Origin of the sequence: Brevibacillus panacihumi, from assembly GCF_003710985.1 — a bacterium.
In the GTDB taxonomy this organism is placed as follows: Bacteria; Bacillota; Bacilli; order Brevibacillales; family Brevibacillaceae; genus Brevibacillus; species Brevibacillus panacihumi.
The window spans coordinates 184,226-199,151 of record NZ_RHHT01000027.1; the positions used below are offsets into that span (position 1 = coordinate 184,226).

The 14,926-nt window shown below is 51.4% G+C and carries 18 protein-coding genes; 13 read left to right on the top strand and 5 right to left on the bottom strand.

Translation table 11 applies throughout. From position 1 onward, the window contains the following. Window positions 1-89 precede the first annotated feature (89 nt). Entirely contained in the window at window positions 90-1,367 is a 1,278-nt protein-coding gene (locus tag EDM58_RS13400) for an Nramp family divalent metal transporter (protein ID WP_023558262.1), read from the top strand. 49 nt (window positions 1,368-1,416) lie between these two features. Next, a complete protein-coding gene (locus EDM58_RS13405; protein WP_023558261.1) occupies window positions 1,417-2,199 on the top strand; it encodes a TIGR01457 family HAD-type hydrolase in 783 nt (260 codons plus the stop codon). Here EDM58_RS13405 and EDM58_RS13410 read toward each other — a convergent pair. Further along, complete coding sequence (locus EDM58_RS13410) at window positions 2,196-2,693, bottom strand: phosphatidylglycerophosphatase A family protein (protein ID WP_122913771.1); 498 nt, start codon at window positions 2,691-2,693, stop codon at window positions 2,196-2,198. The two genes, EDM58_RS13405 and EDM58_RS13410, sit on opposite strands and share 4 nt — an antisense overlap. A gap of 179 nt (window positions 2,694-2,872) precedes the next feature. Here EDM58_RS13410 and EDM58_RS13415 point away from each other — a divergent pair, with 179 nt between their 5' ends. The 3 genes from EDM58_RS13415 to EDM58_RS13425 are packed head-to-tail and all read left to right on the top strand — an operon-like array spanning window position 2,873 to window position 5,806. Beyond that, window positions 2,873-3,958, top strand: coding sequence for a hypothetical protein (locus EDM58_RS13415; RefSeq protein ID WP_122913772.1), 1,086 nt, complete (start codon window positions 2,873-2,875; stop codon window positions 3,956-3,958). Then, window positions 3,915-4,877, top strand: a complete 963-nt coding sequence (locus EDM58_RS13420; RefSeq protein ID WP_023558258.1) for a 2-hydroxyacid dehydrogenase — start codon at window positions 3,915-3,917, stop codon at window positions 4,875-4,877. Before EDM58_RS13415 ends, EDM58_RS13420 begins: the two co-directional genes overlap by 44 nt. After that, complete coding sequence (locus EDM58_RS13425) at window positions 4,871-5,806, top strand: alpha/beta hydrolase (RefSeq protein ID WP_122913773.1); 936 nt, start codon at window positions 4,871-4,873, stop codon at window positions 5,804-5,806. Before EDM58_RS13420 ends, EDM58_RS13425 begins: the two co-directional genes overlap by 7 nt. 22 nt (window positions 5,807-5,828) lie before the next feature. On the opposite strand, the gene EDM58_RS13430 is transcribed toward EDM58_RS13425, so the two are convergent. Then, window positions 5,829-6,056, bottom strand: coding sequence for a NifU family protein (locus EDM58_RS13430; protein WP_122913774.1), 228 nt, complete (start codon window positions 6,054-6,056; stop codon window positions 5,829-5,831). Between the two features lie 186 nt (window positions 6,057-6,242). On the opposite strand from EDM58_RS13430, the gene cysK reads away from it, so the two are divergent. The 7 genes from cysK (at window position 6,243) to EDM58_RS13465 (ending at window position 12,284) form a co-directional block, all read left to right on the top strand. Beyond that, on the top strand, window positions 6,243-7,166 hold the full coding sequence (cysK, locus tag EDM58_RS13435) for a cysteine synthase A (protein ID WP_122913775.1): 924 nt from the start codon (window positions 6,243-6,245) through the stop codon (window positions 7,164-7,166). 1 nt (window position 7,167) lies between these two features. Further along, complete coding sequence (locus EDM58_RS13440) at window positions 7,168-8,301, top strand: bifunctional cystathionine gamma-lyase/homocysteine desulfhydrase (protein WP_122913776.1); 1,134 nt, start codon at window positions 7,168-7,170, stop codon at window positions 8,299-8,301. Between the two features lie 37 nt (window positions 8,302-8,338). Then, window positions 8,339-8,674: a YuzD family protein gene (locus tag EDM58_RS13445; protein WP_023558253.1), complete on the top strand. Its 336-nt coding sequence runs from the start codon at window positions 8,339-8,341 to the stop codon at window positions 8,672-8,674. Between the two features lie 230 nt (window positions 8,675-8,904). Next, entirely contained in the window at window positions 8,905-9,339 is a 435-nt protein-coding gene (locus EDM58_RS13450; protein WP_023558252.1) for a helix-turn-helix domain-containing protein, read from the top strand. A gap of 105 nt (window positions 9,340-9,444) precedes the next feature. After that, window positions 9,445-10,650 carry a hypothetical protein gene (locus EDM58_RS13455; RefSeq protein ID WP_023558251.1) on the top strand — a complete coding sequence of 402 codons (1,206 nt, stop codon included), beginning with the start codon at window positions 9,445-9,447 and terminating at the stop codon, window positions 10,648-10,650. 107 nt (window positions 10,651-10,757) lie between these two features. Beyond that, window positions 10,758-11,651, top strand: coding sequence for a hypothetical protein (locus EDM58_RS13460; RefSeq protein ID WP_023558250.1), 894 nt, complete (start codon window positions 10,758-10,760; stop codon window positions 11,649-11,651). Between the two features lie 291 nt (window positions 11,652-11,942). Further along, entirely contained in the window at window positions 11,943-12,284 is a 342-nt protein-coding gene (locus tag EDM58_RS13465; protein WP_023558248.1) for a hypothetical protein, read from the top strand. 15 nt (window positions 12,285-12,299) lie between these two features. On the opposite strand, the gene EDM58_RS13470 is transcribed toward EDM58_RS13465, so the two are convergent. After that, the gene (locus tag EDM58_RS13470) at window positions 12,300-13,160 is read right to left on the bottom strand and encodes an AraC family transcriptional regulator (protein ID WP_023558247.1); all 861 of its coding nucleotides are present in this window, start codon (window positions 13,158-13,160) and stop codon (window positions 12,300-12,302) included. Window positions 13,161-13,234: 74 nt separating this feature from the next. Further along, window positions 13,235-13,492 carry a hypothetical protein gene (locus tag EDM58_RS13475; protein WP_023558246.1) on the bottom strand — a complete coding sequence of 86 codons (258 nt, stop codon included), beginning with the start codon at window positions 13,490-13,492 and terminating at the stop codon, window positions 13,235-13,237. A 114-nt stretch (window positions 13,493-13,606) separates the two neighbouring features. Here EDM58_RS13475 and EDM58_RS13480 point away from each other — a divergent pair, with 114 nt between their 5' ends. Beyond that, on the top strand, window positions 13,607-14,695 hold the full coding sequence (locus EDM58_RS13480; RefSeq protein ID WP_122913777.1) for a threonine aldolase family protein: 1,089 nt from the start codon (window positions 13,607-13,609) through the stop codon (window positions 14,693-14,695). A 30-nt stretch (window positions 14,696-14,725) separates the two neighbouring features. Here EDM58_RS13480 and EDM58_RS26200 read toward each other — a convergent pair whose 3' ends face one another. Beyond that, window positions 14,726-14,860: an NUDIX hydrolase gene (locus EDM58_RS26200; RefSeq protein ID WP_023558244.1), complete on the bottom strand. Its 135-nt coding sequence runs from the start codon at window positions 14,858-14,860 to the stop codon at window positions 14,726-14,728. Window positions 14,861-14,926: the final 66 nt, after the last annotated feature.

Consider the following 14,926-nt stretch of genomic DNA (forward strand, 5'->3'; position numbering starts at 1 on the left):
TGGTTGAGTGGATTTTGGCTTTTTTTGTCCTTTTGGGGAATTCTACACAATACGTGCAGGGAAAATGCAAAGTATAAGGATGGATAAAAGTGACGGACAAAAATGGGAACAAGACGGCCCGCAACGCTCAGGCGACGCTGCGAGGGGAGAGTTGGGGCATCAGAAGGCTCCTTCCTTTTTTGGGTCCCGCATTTATAGCAGCGGTAGCCTATATCGATCCCGGCAATTTCGCAACAAACATTACGGCGGGGTCCAAGTACGGATATCTCTTGCTATGGGTGATCGTCGTCTCCAATGTCATGGCCGTTCTGATTCAAAGCTTGTCCGCAAAGCTGGGCATCGCCACGAGAAAAAACTTGCCTGAGGTGGCAAGGGAAAGGCTGCCTAGATCCGTAGCCATCTTCTTGTGGGCTCAGGCCGAACTGGTCATCATTGCGACGGATTTGGCAGAGTTCATCGGAGCAGCACTCGGATTGCACCTATTGTTTCACCTTGACCTCGTGCTGGCTGCCATCGTTACTGCGATTGCTTCTTTTGCCATTCTGGAGGTTCAACGACGAGGATTCCGCTCCTTCGAGGCAGTGATTGTGGTCATGGTCTTTGCCGTCGTGCTGGCGTTTGCAGTCCAAACCTTTCTGGTAAAGCCTGATCTGGCAGCCATGGCGAAAAGCATCTTCGTTCCGCGCTTTCAGGGTACGGACAGCATCCTCTTGGCTGCCGGGATCCTGGGTGCTACTGTTATGCCGCACGCCATTTATCTGCACTCTTCCTTGACGCAAAATCGCGTGGTGGGAAAGAATGATGAAGAAAGCAAACAAATATTCAAATTCGAATTTATCGATATTATAATAGCAATGATTATCGCTGGAGCTATCAACATGAGCATGCTGGTCGTATCAGCAGCATTGTTTTACAAGCATGGCTTGTTCGTGGAGGATTTGCAGCAAGCCTTTTACGAACTGCAACATTATGTCGGTCCGGTCGCTTCCATCTCATTCGGGCTGGGACTGCTGATAGCCGGATTGTCAAGCTCTGCAGTCGGTACATTGTCCGGCGACATCGTCATGCAAGGGTTTATCAAGAAAAAGATCAATTTGTACATTCGCCGGGCCATTACCATGATCCCGCCATTGCTCATCATGATTTGGGGCGTCAATCCGACGAATGCCCTGGTAATGAGTCAGGTGATCCTGTCCTTCGGCATTGCGTTTGCACTGGTGCCGTTGATCCTTTTCACCAGCAGTCAAAAGATTATGGGCGCCTTGGTGAACCACCGTGTAACGACGTTCTTTGCTTGGATTGTTGCCTCTCTGGTGGTCTTCTTGAACGTTTTTTTGCTGTGGGAGACCTTGTTTCCCGACGTGTGAGGACAAGCCTATCGGTATTACAGATTCCTACTTAAAAAGGAGTACCCAAATGAATAGTAAAAACTACAAGGGCTATTTGCTCGATCTGGATGGCACCATCTACCGCGGGACGGAAGCGGTGCCAGGGGCAGAAGCCTTTCTTGCACATTTGCGAGAAGAGCAGATCCCGTATTTGTTTTTGACCAATAATTCGTCGGCGACACCGCAGCAAGTGGCGAAGCGTCTTCAGCAAATGGGCATTGAGGCGACAGCGGATGAGGTATACACGTCCAGCATGGCGACTGCCCAGTATTTGTCCGAGCAAGCAGATCAAGCCGAAGTGTACGTCATCGGGGAAGAGGGGCTGCGTACGGAGCTGCTCAGTCGCGGATTTATCCTGACTGAAGAGGAGCCGAAATTCGTGGTGGTCGGGATCGACAAGGAATTTTCCTATGAGAAGCTGGCGATTGCGGCACGCGCGGTGCGAAACGGTGCCGCCCTGATCGCCACGAATGGAGATGCCGCATTGCCGTCGAATCATGGGCTGATCCCAGGCAACGGATCATTGGTAGCGGCGGTAGAGGTAGCCTCCGGTGCCAAAGCGACATTCATCGGCAAGCCGGAGCCGATCATCGTCCGCTACGCCTTGGGCAAGCTGGGCACTCATACAGGAGACACGCTGATCGTCGGGGATAATCTGCATACGGATATCGAAGCAGGCGCCAACAGCGGGCTGGACAGCCTGCTCGTCTTGACCGGTTATTCCACGCGAGAGGATGCCCAGCGCCATGCTGTCCGGCCTACGCATGTGGCAGAGGATTTAGCCGAGTGGCTGCTGCGAATCAAGGCTTAAGCATTCTTCTTCCTGCTTTTGACGATGAGCGATACGGCTGCGGCGACTGCGCCGACCAGATCGTCAAGGAAGGTATGGACTCCTGCTCGCTTGTCATTGAGCTGCGCCAGCTTTCCGTACTTCAGCTTGTCTACATAGCCAAAATTCGTGAAGCCGATGCTTCCGTACAGGTTGACGATCGCGAGTGCCAGTACCTCGTCTACGCCATACAGAGGCTCATCCGTCTCGATGATGGCCTGCAACGGTGGAAGCAGCTTTTTTTCTTCTCCCAGTATATCCAGTTGGATGCCGGTGAGCAGCGCGTTCTGCACTTCCCTTTTATTCAGGACGGAATAGACGCTCTCCTTGCAATAGTCCAGAGAGAGGTCCGGAATGTAGTCTTTTTGCAGAAACATCACGATGTCGGCAATATCATCCAGCGTTACGCCGCGCTGCTGCATGAGGTCGATGACAATCTGCAGGCAGGATGAGCTGTTTAAGGCGTGGTCTCCCATAGATGAGATTTTCCTCCTCTTAAAAAAAAGCCAATTCTTTTCACATGCGGATAGTATCTGCATCGAGATAGGCACCTATCCGGTCGCCTGCACATACACTTTCACAGGGAAAGAATGCGCGATGCGAAACAAAGCTTCGCTGAGCGCGGTGAGATGGTGTGTGAGGAGGTCGACATTTCATGGACGAGAAGGAGTTCTTGCAAGAGGAGTACGGATTCACCATCAATGGATGGCGGGAATCCGGAGCCCAGAAGGTACTGGAGACGGACCAGGGACTGTTCTATCTGTATACAGCACCGGCAGGTTACAAATATAAAAGCAAGCTTGTCGAGCGGGTTCGCAAGCATCTGACCCAGCAGCAGGAGATCGGGATGCTGAAGCTGGTCAAGACAAAAGAAGGGCATCCCCATACATTTTATGAAGATGCGATGTGCTATCTCTATCGCGGAGTGAGAGAAGGACAGCTGGATGACCCGGTGTACGCCTGCGGTCAGTCGCTGGCTCGCTTTCACAAGGCCACAGCATCTTTTACCGGGGACAAACTATTTCTTCCGTACAGCTCGTTGGGAAGCTGGCCGAGCATGTGGCGCCGCAAGCTTCGCCGCTACAACGAATACCGCGATGAACTGGACGAAGTGAGCGGAGAGCTGACCCCGATGGACGAATTTTTGCTTACCAGCTATACGTACGTCCATCAATTAGGCGAGACTGCCGTCCAATATTTGAGCGCGGCAGGCTATGATCGGGTGGTCAAGGAGACTGCATCTTTTGGAAAAGTAGCCTACCAAAACTTTGAGCAAGGGTATATGCTATGGAATGAACAGGAAGTCAGGCTGATGGGCGGCGAGTGGAACTGGGTGTTGGATATGCGCGCTCGCGACATTGGCCAGTGGCTCAAGGCAGAGAGCAGACGCAATGGATGGAAGGATGAGTCGGCCATCCGTTTTATAGAGGGATACAACAGCGTCTCACCCCTGCTGGAGAGCGAGTATCCGATCATTTATGGCCTGATGCTGTATCCGGGAAGATTTCTCAAGCTGGTGGAGACGTACCAGGAGCTGCCGGATGAGGAGCGGGAGGCTGTAGATGCGAAGATCTGGCATACACACTTGGAAGACGAGCTTGTTCATATGGAAGAGGCACTCCGTCGGTATCCGCAGGTGATTGAACAACAGTACGGGACGTCCATTCCACAAATTGACTGGTTGTGGAGGCGGGAAAATGAAAAAGCCTTGGATCGTCGTGACGAGAAAAGTAGCGAATGAAGCCATCGAATTGCTGGAATCGGCGGGGGAGGTAGATGTCTGGCAGGAGGATGCTCCGATGCCGCGCGCGGTTTTTCTGGAAAAAGCGCAGCGTGCAGATGCGATTCTGACCATGCTGACGGAGAAGGTGGATGAAGAGCTGTTGGCGCATGCCTCCCATCTGCGGATCGTCGCCAATATGGCAGTCGGGTACGACAATCTGGACGTGGAAGCCTGCAAAAAGCACGGAGTAATCGCCACGAATACGCCTGACGTGTTGACGGAAGCAACGGCGGATCTGACTTTTGCCCTGTTGATGGCGACGGCTCGCCGCTTGACGGAAGCGAACCGCTTTATACTGGCCGGGGAGTGGACCTCCTGGAGTCCGTCCTTGCTGGCAGGGCAAAGCGTATACGGAACGACTTTGGGCATCATTGGAATGGGCAGGATCGGCGAGGCGGTTGCGCGCAGGGCGAATGGCTTCGGAATGAAGATTCTGTACCATAACCGCCGTCCGAGACCAGAGGCGGAAGCGAAAACAGGGGCGGTACATGTCGATCTGGATACATTGTTGCGGGAGTCGGACCATGTCGTAGTGCTGACCCCTTTGACGGATGAAACGCGGATGCTCATCGGCGAGCGAGAGTTTTCTTTGATGAAGCCGACAGCCGTGTTTGTCAATGCGTCCAGGGGAGGCACGGTGGATGAAAATGCGCTGTATCAAGCTTTGGTGACCAAGCAGATCTGGGCTGCCGGACTGGATGTCTTTTCACAGGAGCCTGTCAGCCCGGACCATCCGCTGCTTCGTTTGCCCAATCTCACAGCACTTCCGCATATCGGCAGTGCGACCCTGCAAGCCCGTGCAGAGATGGCACGATTGGCAGCAGCCAATATCGTCGAGGTGCTAGGCGGAAGGGAGCCGTTGACACCTCTATGGTAACGGTTCTTTGCAGCATTGCAGCGGGATTGCTGGTGGTTGCCATTGTGATCGGCTTGATTTCGTTTCAGGTGACGTGGAAGCTGACACATCCCCGAAGAAAGCCCATCGATATGGAGCCGAAGGACTTCGGCTTGGATCAGGTGGAGGATGTGCGCTTTCCCAGTCGGGAAGCGGGCATTTCGCTGGCGGGCTGGTATTTTTCGGCGGAAAAGGAGACGGGCCGTTCTCGTGGGAAAACCATTATATTTTCCCATGGCTACAGTCAAAACAGGCAGGAGCCGCACTTGCCCGCCTTGTCGCTGGCAGCCAGGCTGGTGCGTGACGGTTATGATGTCCTGATGTTCGATTTTCGCAACGCGGGTGAATCCAGTGATGCCTTGACGACGATCGGGCTTCGCGAACAGCAGGATTTGCTAGGGGCGATTGACTTTGTTGCGTCTACCAGACCGGGACATGCTTTGGGGCTGATCGGTTTTTCGATGGGGTCGGCCACTTCTTTGCTCGTGGGGGGAGTCGATCCGCGCATTGTGGCGATTGTAGCCGATTCGCCTTTTTACTCCCTGCAAGAGTATTTGCAAGAGAATTTGCCGCAATGGACGGGCCTGCCGCGTTTTCCCTTCAATTGGTTTATCCTCACGTTGACACCTGTGCTGATGCGGGCCAATCCGGGTGATGTGAAGCCGTATGACGCGGTGAGGCAGGCCGGCAAACCGATATTTTTCATCCACGGGACAGCAGATGCTACAGTACCAGCAGTGAACAGTGAGCGCCTGTACGCTCTGGCGGGCGATCCGGGCTCGCGGCTGTGGCTGGTGCCGGGCGCAGGACATGTGCGCAGCTATGCGATGCACCCTGAAGAATACGGGCTTAAGGTGATAGAGTTTTTGAATGAGGTTTTGGATATGAAAAAAGCAGCTACGGATTCGTAGCTGCTTCTACGCCTGTATCGGCTTAGAATACTTGTTGTACTTCCTTGATGCCAGGGATTTCTTCGATCAGTGCGCGTTCAATCCCGGCTTTCAGGGTGATGGTGGACGAAGGGCAGCTTCCGCATGCACCCATCAGGCGCAGTTTCACGACGCCATCTTCGACATCGACGAGTTGTACGTCGCCGCCGTCGCGTTGCAGGTACGGACGCAGTTTATCGAGAACTTCTTGTACTTGATCCATAACTTCCATGCTTCATTCACTCCTTTCCCAGCTTCTCTTTATTATAATCATTACGCGAGGAGAAATCCATTGCTTCCGCGCCTGGTCTGCACTTTGCACAAGGATGGGCTTTGCATGTGCAGTGTATCCCCTTTTTACAGAAATGACATGTTATAATAGACCTGAAATTACTACGTGATAAGGAGTCAGATTGACGTGAATGTATATCGCAACGTAAAAGAACTGATCGGAAACACGCCGATCGTGGAAATCACGCAGTTTGAGCTGCCGCAGGGCGTCCGGTTGTTTGCCAAACTGGAGTATTTCAATCCAGGGGGAAGCGTCAAGGACAGACTCGGGATGGAGCTGATCCGAGCGGCTGAGGAGAGCGGCGAGCTCAAGCCGGGCGGGACCATCATCGAGCCGACTGCAGGAAATACCGGGATCGGGGTGGCGCTTGCGGCTGTTGGCACGGGCTACAAGGTGATTTTCTGCGTTCCTGAAAAGTTTTCCGAGGAAAAGCAGGAGTTGATGCGCGCGCTCGGGGCAGAAGTCATCAATACGCCGACTGAGCTGGGTATCAAAGGGGCCATTGCAAAGGCGAAAGAGCTGGCGGAATCGATTCCGGGCTCGTTTGTTCCCCAGCAATTCGCAAATCCTGCCAACCCGGATGCGCATTACAAGACCACAGGACCGGAGATTTGGAAACAAATGGAAGGTAATGTGCAGGTCTTTGTAGCCGGAGCAGGATCAGGCGGAACCTTCATGGGGGCGGCTCGCTATCTCAAGGAGCAGAACCCGAACGTCAAGACAGTGATTGTCGAGCCAGAGGGGTCCATTCTGAACGGCGGCGAATCCGGGCCGCACAAGACAGAAGGGATCGGGATGGAGTTTTTGCCGCCATTCATGGACACCAGCTATTTCGACGCGATTCACACGATCCTGGATGTCGAGGCGTTTGATCTGGTGAAACAACTGGCTGCCAAGGAAGGCATGCTGGTGGGCAGCTCTGCAGGCGCCGCGATGGCAGCAGCTTTGCGGGAAGCCAAGGAAGCCGCACCGGGAACCAACATCGTCGTATTGTTCGCCGACAGCAGCGAGCGCTATCTCAGCAAAAAAATCTACCAAGGGGGCATATAAAATGAGAATCAAGACGCGTCTTATTCATGGCGGAATCGAGGGAGATCCCCATACTGGAGCCGTATCGGTTCCGATTTATCAGGTAAGCACCTACAAGCAAGAGGCGATTGGCGTACACAAAGGCTTTGAGTACTCCCGCACCGGGAACCCGACGCGCCATGCTCTGGAGACCTATATTGCGGAACTGGAGGGCGGAGCGCGCGGTTTTGCGTTTGGTTCCGGCATGGCTGCCCTTTCGACAATCCTTTCCCTGTTCAATAAAGGCGATCATCTGGTTGTCGGCGACGACGTATACGGCGGTACCTACCGGGTCGTGACACGCGTTTTCTCCAGACTGGGCCTGGATGCGACCTATGTCGATACTAGCGATCTGAAGGCGGTCGAGGCTGCGATTCGCCCGGAAACGAAAGCGATCGTCATGGAAACGCCGACCAACCCATTGCTGAAAGTAAGCGATATTGGCGCACTGGCTGAGATCGCCAAGGCTAAAGGCGTGCTGCTGGTCGTCGACAATACCTTTATGACACCGTACTGGCAAAACCCGCTGGATCTGGGAGCCGATATCGTATTCCATAGCGCGACCAAATACCTGGGAGGACACAGCGACGTCGTAGCAGGTCTGGTCGTGGTAAAAGACGCACAACTGGGTGAAGAGCTTCACTACGTGCAAAACGCAATCGGCGGCATCCTCGGTCCTCAGGACTCCTGGATTTTGCTGCGCGGGATGAAAACACTGGGAATTCGCATGGAAGAGCATGAACAAAATGCTCGCACCCTGGCAAAATGGCTGTCGGAGCGCAGCGACATCAAGCGTGTGATTTACCCGGGACTGGCTGGTCATTCCGGTCATGAGCTGATCCAAAAACAAGCACGCGGCTTTGGCGGCATGATCTCCTTCGACGTGGGAAGTGCGGAACGCGCCGATGAAGTGCTGGCAAAAGTGAAGTACTTCACGCTGGCTGAATCGCTGGGAGCAGTCGAAAGTCTGATCAGCGTGCCTGCCCGGATGACTCACGCTTCTATTCCGGCAGAACGTCGCGCTGAGCTGGGAATTACCGACGGCTTGATTCGCATCTCTGTCGGAATCGAGGACGTACAGGATCTGATCGAGGACCTGGAACAAGCGCTCTCCTAAGAAAAGGCAGCGCACGAATAGGCAGGTGGCAAAAGCGATGAGTGTCGAAGTCAAAGTATACGGGACGGAGCAGTTATGCGCGAGCTGCGTCAATCTCCCTTCCGCCAAGGAGACGGCGGAATGGCTTGAAGCGGCGCTTTCCCGCAAGTACGGAGCAGACAGCATTACGATCGCCTACAGTGATTTTCAACAACCGCAGACAGAGGAAGACAAAAACTGGGCCAAGCGCATCATCGAGGAAGATTTATGGTATCCGCTTGTCGTAATTTCCGGGGAAATTGTCGGCGAGGGCAATCCCAAGCTGAAGGATATTTACGCGAAGCTGGAGGATATGGGTCTGGACCCAGTTGCTGCAACTGCGGAAAGTGAATAAGTATAGAGCATGCAAAAAGCGACCAGATGCAAGCCGTCTGGTCGTTTTTTTACTTTCCGATTACTTAACTACAGTAACGCAATAAATTCCGGAAGTTCATGCGATAAACCAAGCAATTCTAGGGGTGACGGTTATATAAACGAAGCGTTTATGCGGCCTACAACCAATGGTTGATTGATCATTTTGCTCAGAATCAGATAAAGTTGTGGGTAAAAGGAAAGGAGAACAATATGAACTTTCATGAGAAAATAAAAAGCTTGAGAGCAAAAGAAAAGCAATCACAAAGTGAATTGGCAGAATTGCTACATGTAACTCCGCAAGCAGTCTCCAAATGGGAAAACAATAAAAGCGTCCCTGATCTGATGACCTTGGTGGCAATCAGTGATTTGTATGGTGTCAGTTTAGACTATTTAATCAAGGGGGATCAAAAATTGCAGGAAAAATTAAGCGCTGGTTTAAAAGTAAAGCATTTCTTTATAAGCTTTGGGATTGGAGGTACCGCAACAATATTGTTGTTCTTTGTGATGGGGATTATTTCAATGGTAACAGGCATAGAGTTTTTTATTCATTACTGGGCTGCACCTGGGGTTTTCTTCCTTTTTTTCTTTTCCATTCTGCTATCTCCTTTTATACAAAGTAAAAAGGCGATAGAAGAAAGTCGTTAATTGATCTGGTGCTTGGTTATCCGGAAAGTATGGCATTCCACAGCGAAACTTCACTGAACTTTTTTCGTCTAATCGATTAAATGCGAAAAAAAGGAAGGTTTTATTATGCTTGGGAAAAAGTTACTCAAGGCAGCGCTTGCAAGTACCATTTGCATGTCGACCTTTATCAGCATGGTTCCCGTTACGGACATTGCCAAAGCGGAAGCTTCGAGTTATCGGATCACGTACCAGCTTCCGCCAAATCCGGAAAAATACCTGTTTTTGAATGTGGAAATGGTCGACATCCTCAATCCGCAAACGCCTGCGCAAAAACTGGATTACGCTCAGAAAGATTATCTGATGGATCGCGAGGGCGACACGTATCACAAACTGTCGTATGACCTCAATCTTAAATTCCAATCCTACAAAAAAGGATTCCTCTGGAACATGTATCATTTCATCGCTGTTCTTCCACCGCATTTCCCGGCGAATTCCGATTTGGACGAACTCAACAAGCGCATAGCCGATCCGAACATCTCTTGGGAGGAAAGACGCGAGCTGGAGCAAAAAAGAGCAGAGATCCAGATGAATGCGCGTCTGCAGCCACTCGTCGATGCGGGATACGTCAAGTGGGAGGAAATCGATGACGGAATCGCGACGAAGGAATTTGTGGCGACAGTCCTTTACCGGATGTTCAATCAGGTTCGTCCTTATCATGGAGGAATCGACTTGAAAGACTCGGAGGATACGGCTGTACGCTGGGCCGTGGAGGTAGGGCTGCCGGGATTTGTGGTAGACAGAGAGGGGTATCTGTATCCGCAGTCTCCACTGAGAAAAGACCCTGGACCGACAGAGTACGTGGAAGAGTATGCGTACGATCGCCTATTACCCTTTCTCATGCTGATTATGCCCGGGAAAAAGACCTCGACCGGATGGGAATATTATCAGATCAAGCTGAAGCCAGGCATGGTTCCGGTGCGCATCCCGGACGTGATCCAGGCGAATGGCGAGCCTGTCGATCCCTATTCCAATGCTGTGCGCTATACGCCCGCCTATCAACAAGCACGGAAAAAGGTAGATGCGTATTTCATTTCCCGGTTTGCTCAAATGCTGGATCAAGCACGAAAGGATGCGAAAAAACCTCGTGCATGGGACTGGAGCCGCGATCTGATTCATCATCCCAAGTTTGCGAAGGAAGTAGCTGCCTATCGCAAAAACAAAAGCAGCAAGAACCTGAATGCTGTTTACCAGGCGGTCAGAGCGCATTATAATCTGAGTCTGCGACAAGACTCGGCGGCGAATATCAAAAGCGTGCTGGATAACGTGAAATAGACGTTTGTTACCATTTTGTTTTCAGTTCGTAAACCGTTTGTAACGAAAGCAAAGGGGTTTCGTCTTATAGTTGTCTATGTAACGAAGACAACTGGGAGGAAATAACGATGAAGAACAAATGGATGAAGCCTGTTACATTCTTGCTGCTGGCAGGTGTTGTAGGAGCGGCGGGATTGACTGTAGGGAATACAAAAGTGGCGCACGCCGACTCGGAGAAAGGGAAGCTGTTCGCGGCTGCAGCTCAAGTCGGATTGGAGAAAAACACGTACGTCATCGACAAAAAATCTGCGGATGTAAACGGTGATCAAGTAGAGGACATCGTATATCTGGTCGGAGAAAAGGAAAAGGCAGAAGACATTTACGCCTCCCATATGAATCTCGTTGTACAGGATGGCAAATCCAAAGCCTACGTCAAAACGAACATCAAGGATCTGGGCGGTTATGAAGGTGAGCTTACACTTGTAGACTTTACCGGCGATAAAGTCGCCGATGCGTTCGTGAAAACTGCGACAGGCGGAAGCGGCGGCATTTACAACCACGTCATTGCCACTTTCGAGAACAACAAGCCGGCAGTCATCTTCGGTGAAGAGGAGAACGAAGGAATTCGTTATGAGGGCAAGTTCGTGGACGGCTTCAAGGTAGAGGGCAAAGGCTCCAAGCTGGAAAAGCCGCTGACGATTGATGTGAGCGCCAACAAGGATGTCTACGTCGCGGCCAAGCTGTACGATCAAGCCGGCAAAATCCAGAAAGGCAACGAAGAGACAACCGTCTACTCGTATCCTTTCGGTGCCTTGGCCCCCATCGACATGGACGGCAACGGAACCTTTGAATTGGTAGGGGAACAACGAATCGTCGGAATCAACAACACCGATACGGTTTCACACATCAACAGCGTCTGGGGCTACCAAGGCGAAGGGAAATGGAATCCTTGGGAAGTCGAGTATTCCACCTTCCTGGTGAAGCATCCAGGTGAAGCGATCAACACGATGATCCAAAAGTAAGCCTGATGGCATAACATAAGACAGCCTCTTTTCCTACATGAACATGGAAGGGAGGCTGTCTTTTTGTTCATATCAAGATTGTATATCCATCATTTGCAGGTAATCTTCCTCTAGTATGTCTTCTTCTGAATCCGGTACGTCCAGGAATCTCTGATATGGCTGCTGTATTTCTTCAGGTTTGATCCGATACCTGTACACTTTTACAAACATCTGACTCCTCCTTGGTTCTACGCTCCTGCCGCTGGTCATATCATCCATGAGGAAGACGCAACCAAATGGAGGGACGAGCGAATGGACAATCATTTGGCCCGATACTATCAATTAAAAGAGACACAAAAGCAGGTCGAGGAAGAGTTAAATCTGCTGCGCAGCGAGCTGTTGGAACAATACGCCGAGGCTGGCAAAGCCGAGACAGAGGAGTACGCCTTGACGATCAGCTACCAGGAACGGCGGGAGTACAACGATGACAAGGTATACAACGCCTTGCCCGACGCCTCGCTCTGGCGTCTCATGTCCAGGGCGGACACAGGGAAAATCGCCAGTTTGCTGAAGCTGAATGTCTTGCAGGAACAATGGCTGACGGGGACCTACGAAGTGCGAAAGGTTCCGGTCGTGAGGGTGCAAAAGCGGTGATGGCAGATTCCTTCCTTATTCAGCGCTCTTGCTGACGACAGGCACCCACAGCTCGTTTTTATTTTCTTCGGGCGGCAAATAGCATTCGATCGCAGGCAAATAAGCTGGATCATAGGCAGAGGCTGGCAGCCAATCCGCGTAGAATTGCTGCCAGGCCTTTTGCATTTCCATCGGGTTCCCACCCACGTCAAAGACTACCCAGGTCGATTCGGGAAAGGCAAGCTTCGTCATGCCTTCAGGCGGATTCTGATCGGACACGATTGATAGCACGTAGTCAAACGCTTCATTCTTGCCGAAGTCACCGTCTGCGCATACGCCCAGAATCCCGCGGACGGGATGTCCCTCACGGCGAACGTTCCACAGCGTTTCAAAGGTTCCCTGCTCCCGAGCGCGTCCCCAAAGCTGCGGCACGATGTGAAAAGCTTCTTTCATGTTGACCCTTTCTTTGACCCCGACGACCTGGAAGGCATCCAATTTTTCCAATCGGTAATTCATTTCGACAGCTCCTTTGATACTGAATTGAAAGGTCAGGCGAGGATAGTCTTTGAGATTCACTCCGGCCTGTCTCGCGGCTGACGGCGTGACGCCATGCAAGCTGTGGAAGGCGCGGGTGAATGCTTCGGGGGACTCATAACCGTACTTGAGCGCGAGATCTACCACTTTGATCGGGCTGCTCTGAAGCTCGTAGGCGGCGAGAGTGAGGCGTCGTCGTCTGATGTACTCCGCCAGCGAAATCTCCGTAATCGAAGAGAACATGCGCTGGAAGTGGTAAATCGAGCAACAGGCAATTTTAGCTATTTGCGAATAGACGATCTCCTCTGCAAGATTTTCCTCGATATAATCGATCACTTGGTTCATTCTCGTGCCCCAATTCATTGTCCCTGTCTTCCTTTCTCATTAACAATAACGGTTAGCTCTGCGTGTAGCCGTGCATTTTTTGCCGGATTATGCTAGGGAAATCTTTTATTCTTAGTGGAAGCCAAGCGCTCATTGCCTCTTTTGAAGTTTCCTGTAATCTTTGCCAGGAGGAGCTGTACCTCCTTGCTATCCTGCGCGGCGTTGATTTTTTGGAGAAATTTTTCGGCTTCGGTACCTTTCAGCGATTTTATCGGCTTGCCTTGATAGTCGATAAAAACCGAATTGTTTTTGGCGATGCGGGAGCCAAAAGGCTCTTCATCAAGACGATTTCGCTTGTCAATCGGACCCATGCTTCCTCACTCTTTTCTTATATTTTGAAATATTGCTGTTACAAAAGGAAAGAGGGTGTATATTCAGGAGAGAGAATAACCCCATCCTTTGAATCGGAAAAGGAGATGTACCCTATGAGTCCAGCTACAAGTCTGCAACAAGCCTATGATCGCGCTGCATACCCTTTAACCGGACACCGGGCGAGAAATCTGCAAGTCTTGAAAGATGCCTTGAGCGAGTGGGAGGACCATCAAGACAGCGACATCTACGGTTCTGGTCCACTGATTGAAGATTTTCAAGCGAAAATGGCAACGTTTCTCGGAAAAGAAACGGCGGTGTTTTTTCCGAGCGGCACGATGGCCCAGCAAATTGCCATGAGAATTTGGTCTGACCAGCTCGGAGTGAAGAGGGTCGCCTACCATCCCTTGTGCCATCTGGAGATTCATGAGGAAGATGGCTTGAAAAAGCTGCACGGGATCGAAGCCGTTCTTTTGGCAGATAAAGAGAGAGTGATTACTCTAGAAGATGTAAGGAGCATGAAGGAAGAGATTGCCTGCCTGTTGATTGAACTCCCCCAGCGCGAGATTGGCGGGCAGTTGCCTGATTATGAGGAGCTGGTAGCGATCTCCCGGTACTGTCGCGACAAGGGAATCAAGATCCATCTGGATGGAGCCCGTCTCTTGGAGGTTCTCCCGTATTATCAAAAAACAGCAGCCGAGGTTTGCGCCTTGTTTGATAGTGTCTACCTGTCCTTTTACAAAGGGATCGGAGGGATCGCCGGAGCTATTCTCGCCGGCGACGAAGCTTTTACCAAGGAATCGAAGGTATGGAAAAGACGCCATGGAGGCGATTTGATCAGTTTGTATCCATATATCGTAAGCGCAGATTACTATTTTGAACAGAGAAAAGACCAGTTTCCAAAGTACTGTGAAGACGCCAAAGAACTTGCGCGTTATTATAATGAATGCCGTTTCTTTGCGACCAGACCGGTGGAGCCCGTCTCCAATATGTTCCACGTCCATGTGCAGATGCCAAAAGAGAAGCTGGAGCCGCTTTTGCTTTCCGTCTGTGAAGCGACAGGTGTTGCCCTGACCCATTATCTCCGGGATGATCACAACGGGGCAGGCTGTTATTTTGAGGTCAGCATCGGCGATCGATATGCGCAGGTACCCAAGGAATCGTTGAAGCAAGCCTTTCACATATTGATGAATGAGCTTATCTGACGATGGGGGTCTCTTTTCCTTGCGCCCAGTCTAGGATAAATTCTGATCCTTCCGACGCTGAAGCAGGATACGGCCATGCTCATCTTCGATAATCGCTCCACAGCCCACGGTAATCAAGGTTTCTTGTCCGATGAGGCGGCGCATGCTTTGTATGTAGTCGTTCATTACCATTTCCCCCCAATTTCTTCATTCCTCATCATACAAAAAAGAAACCCTATCTGACTAGAGTGC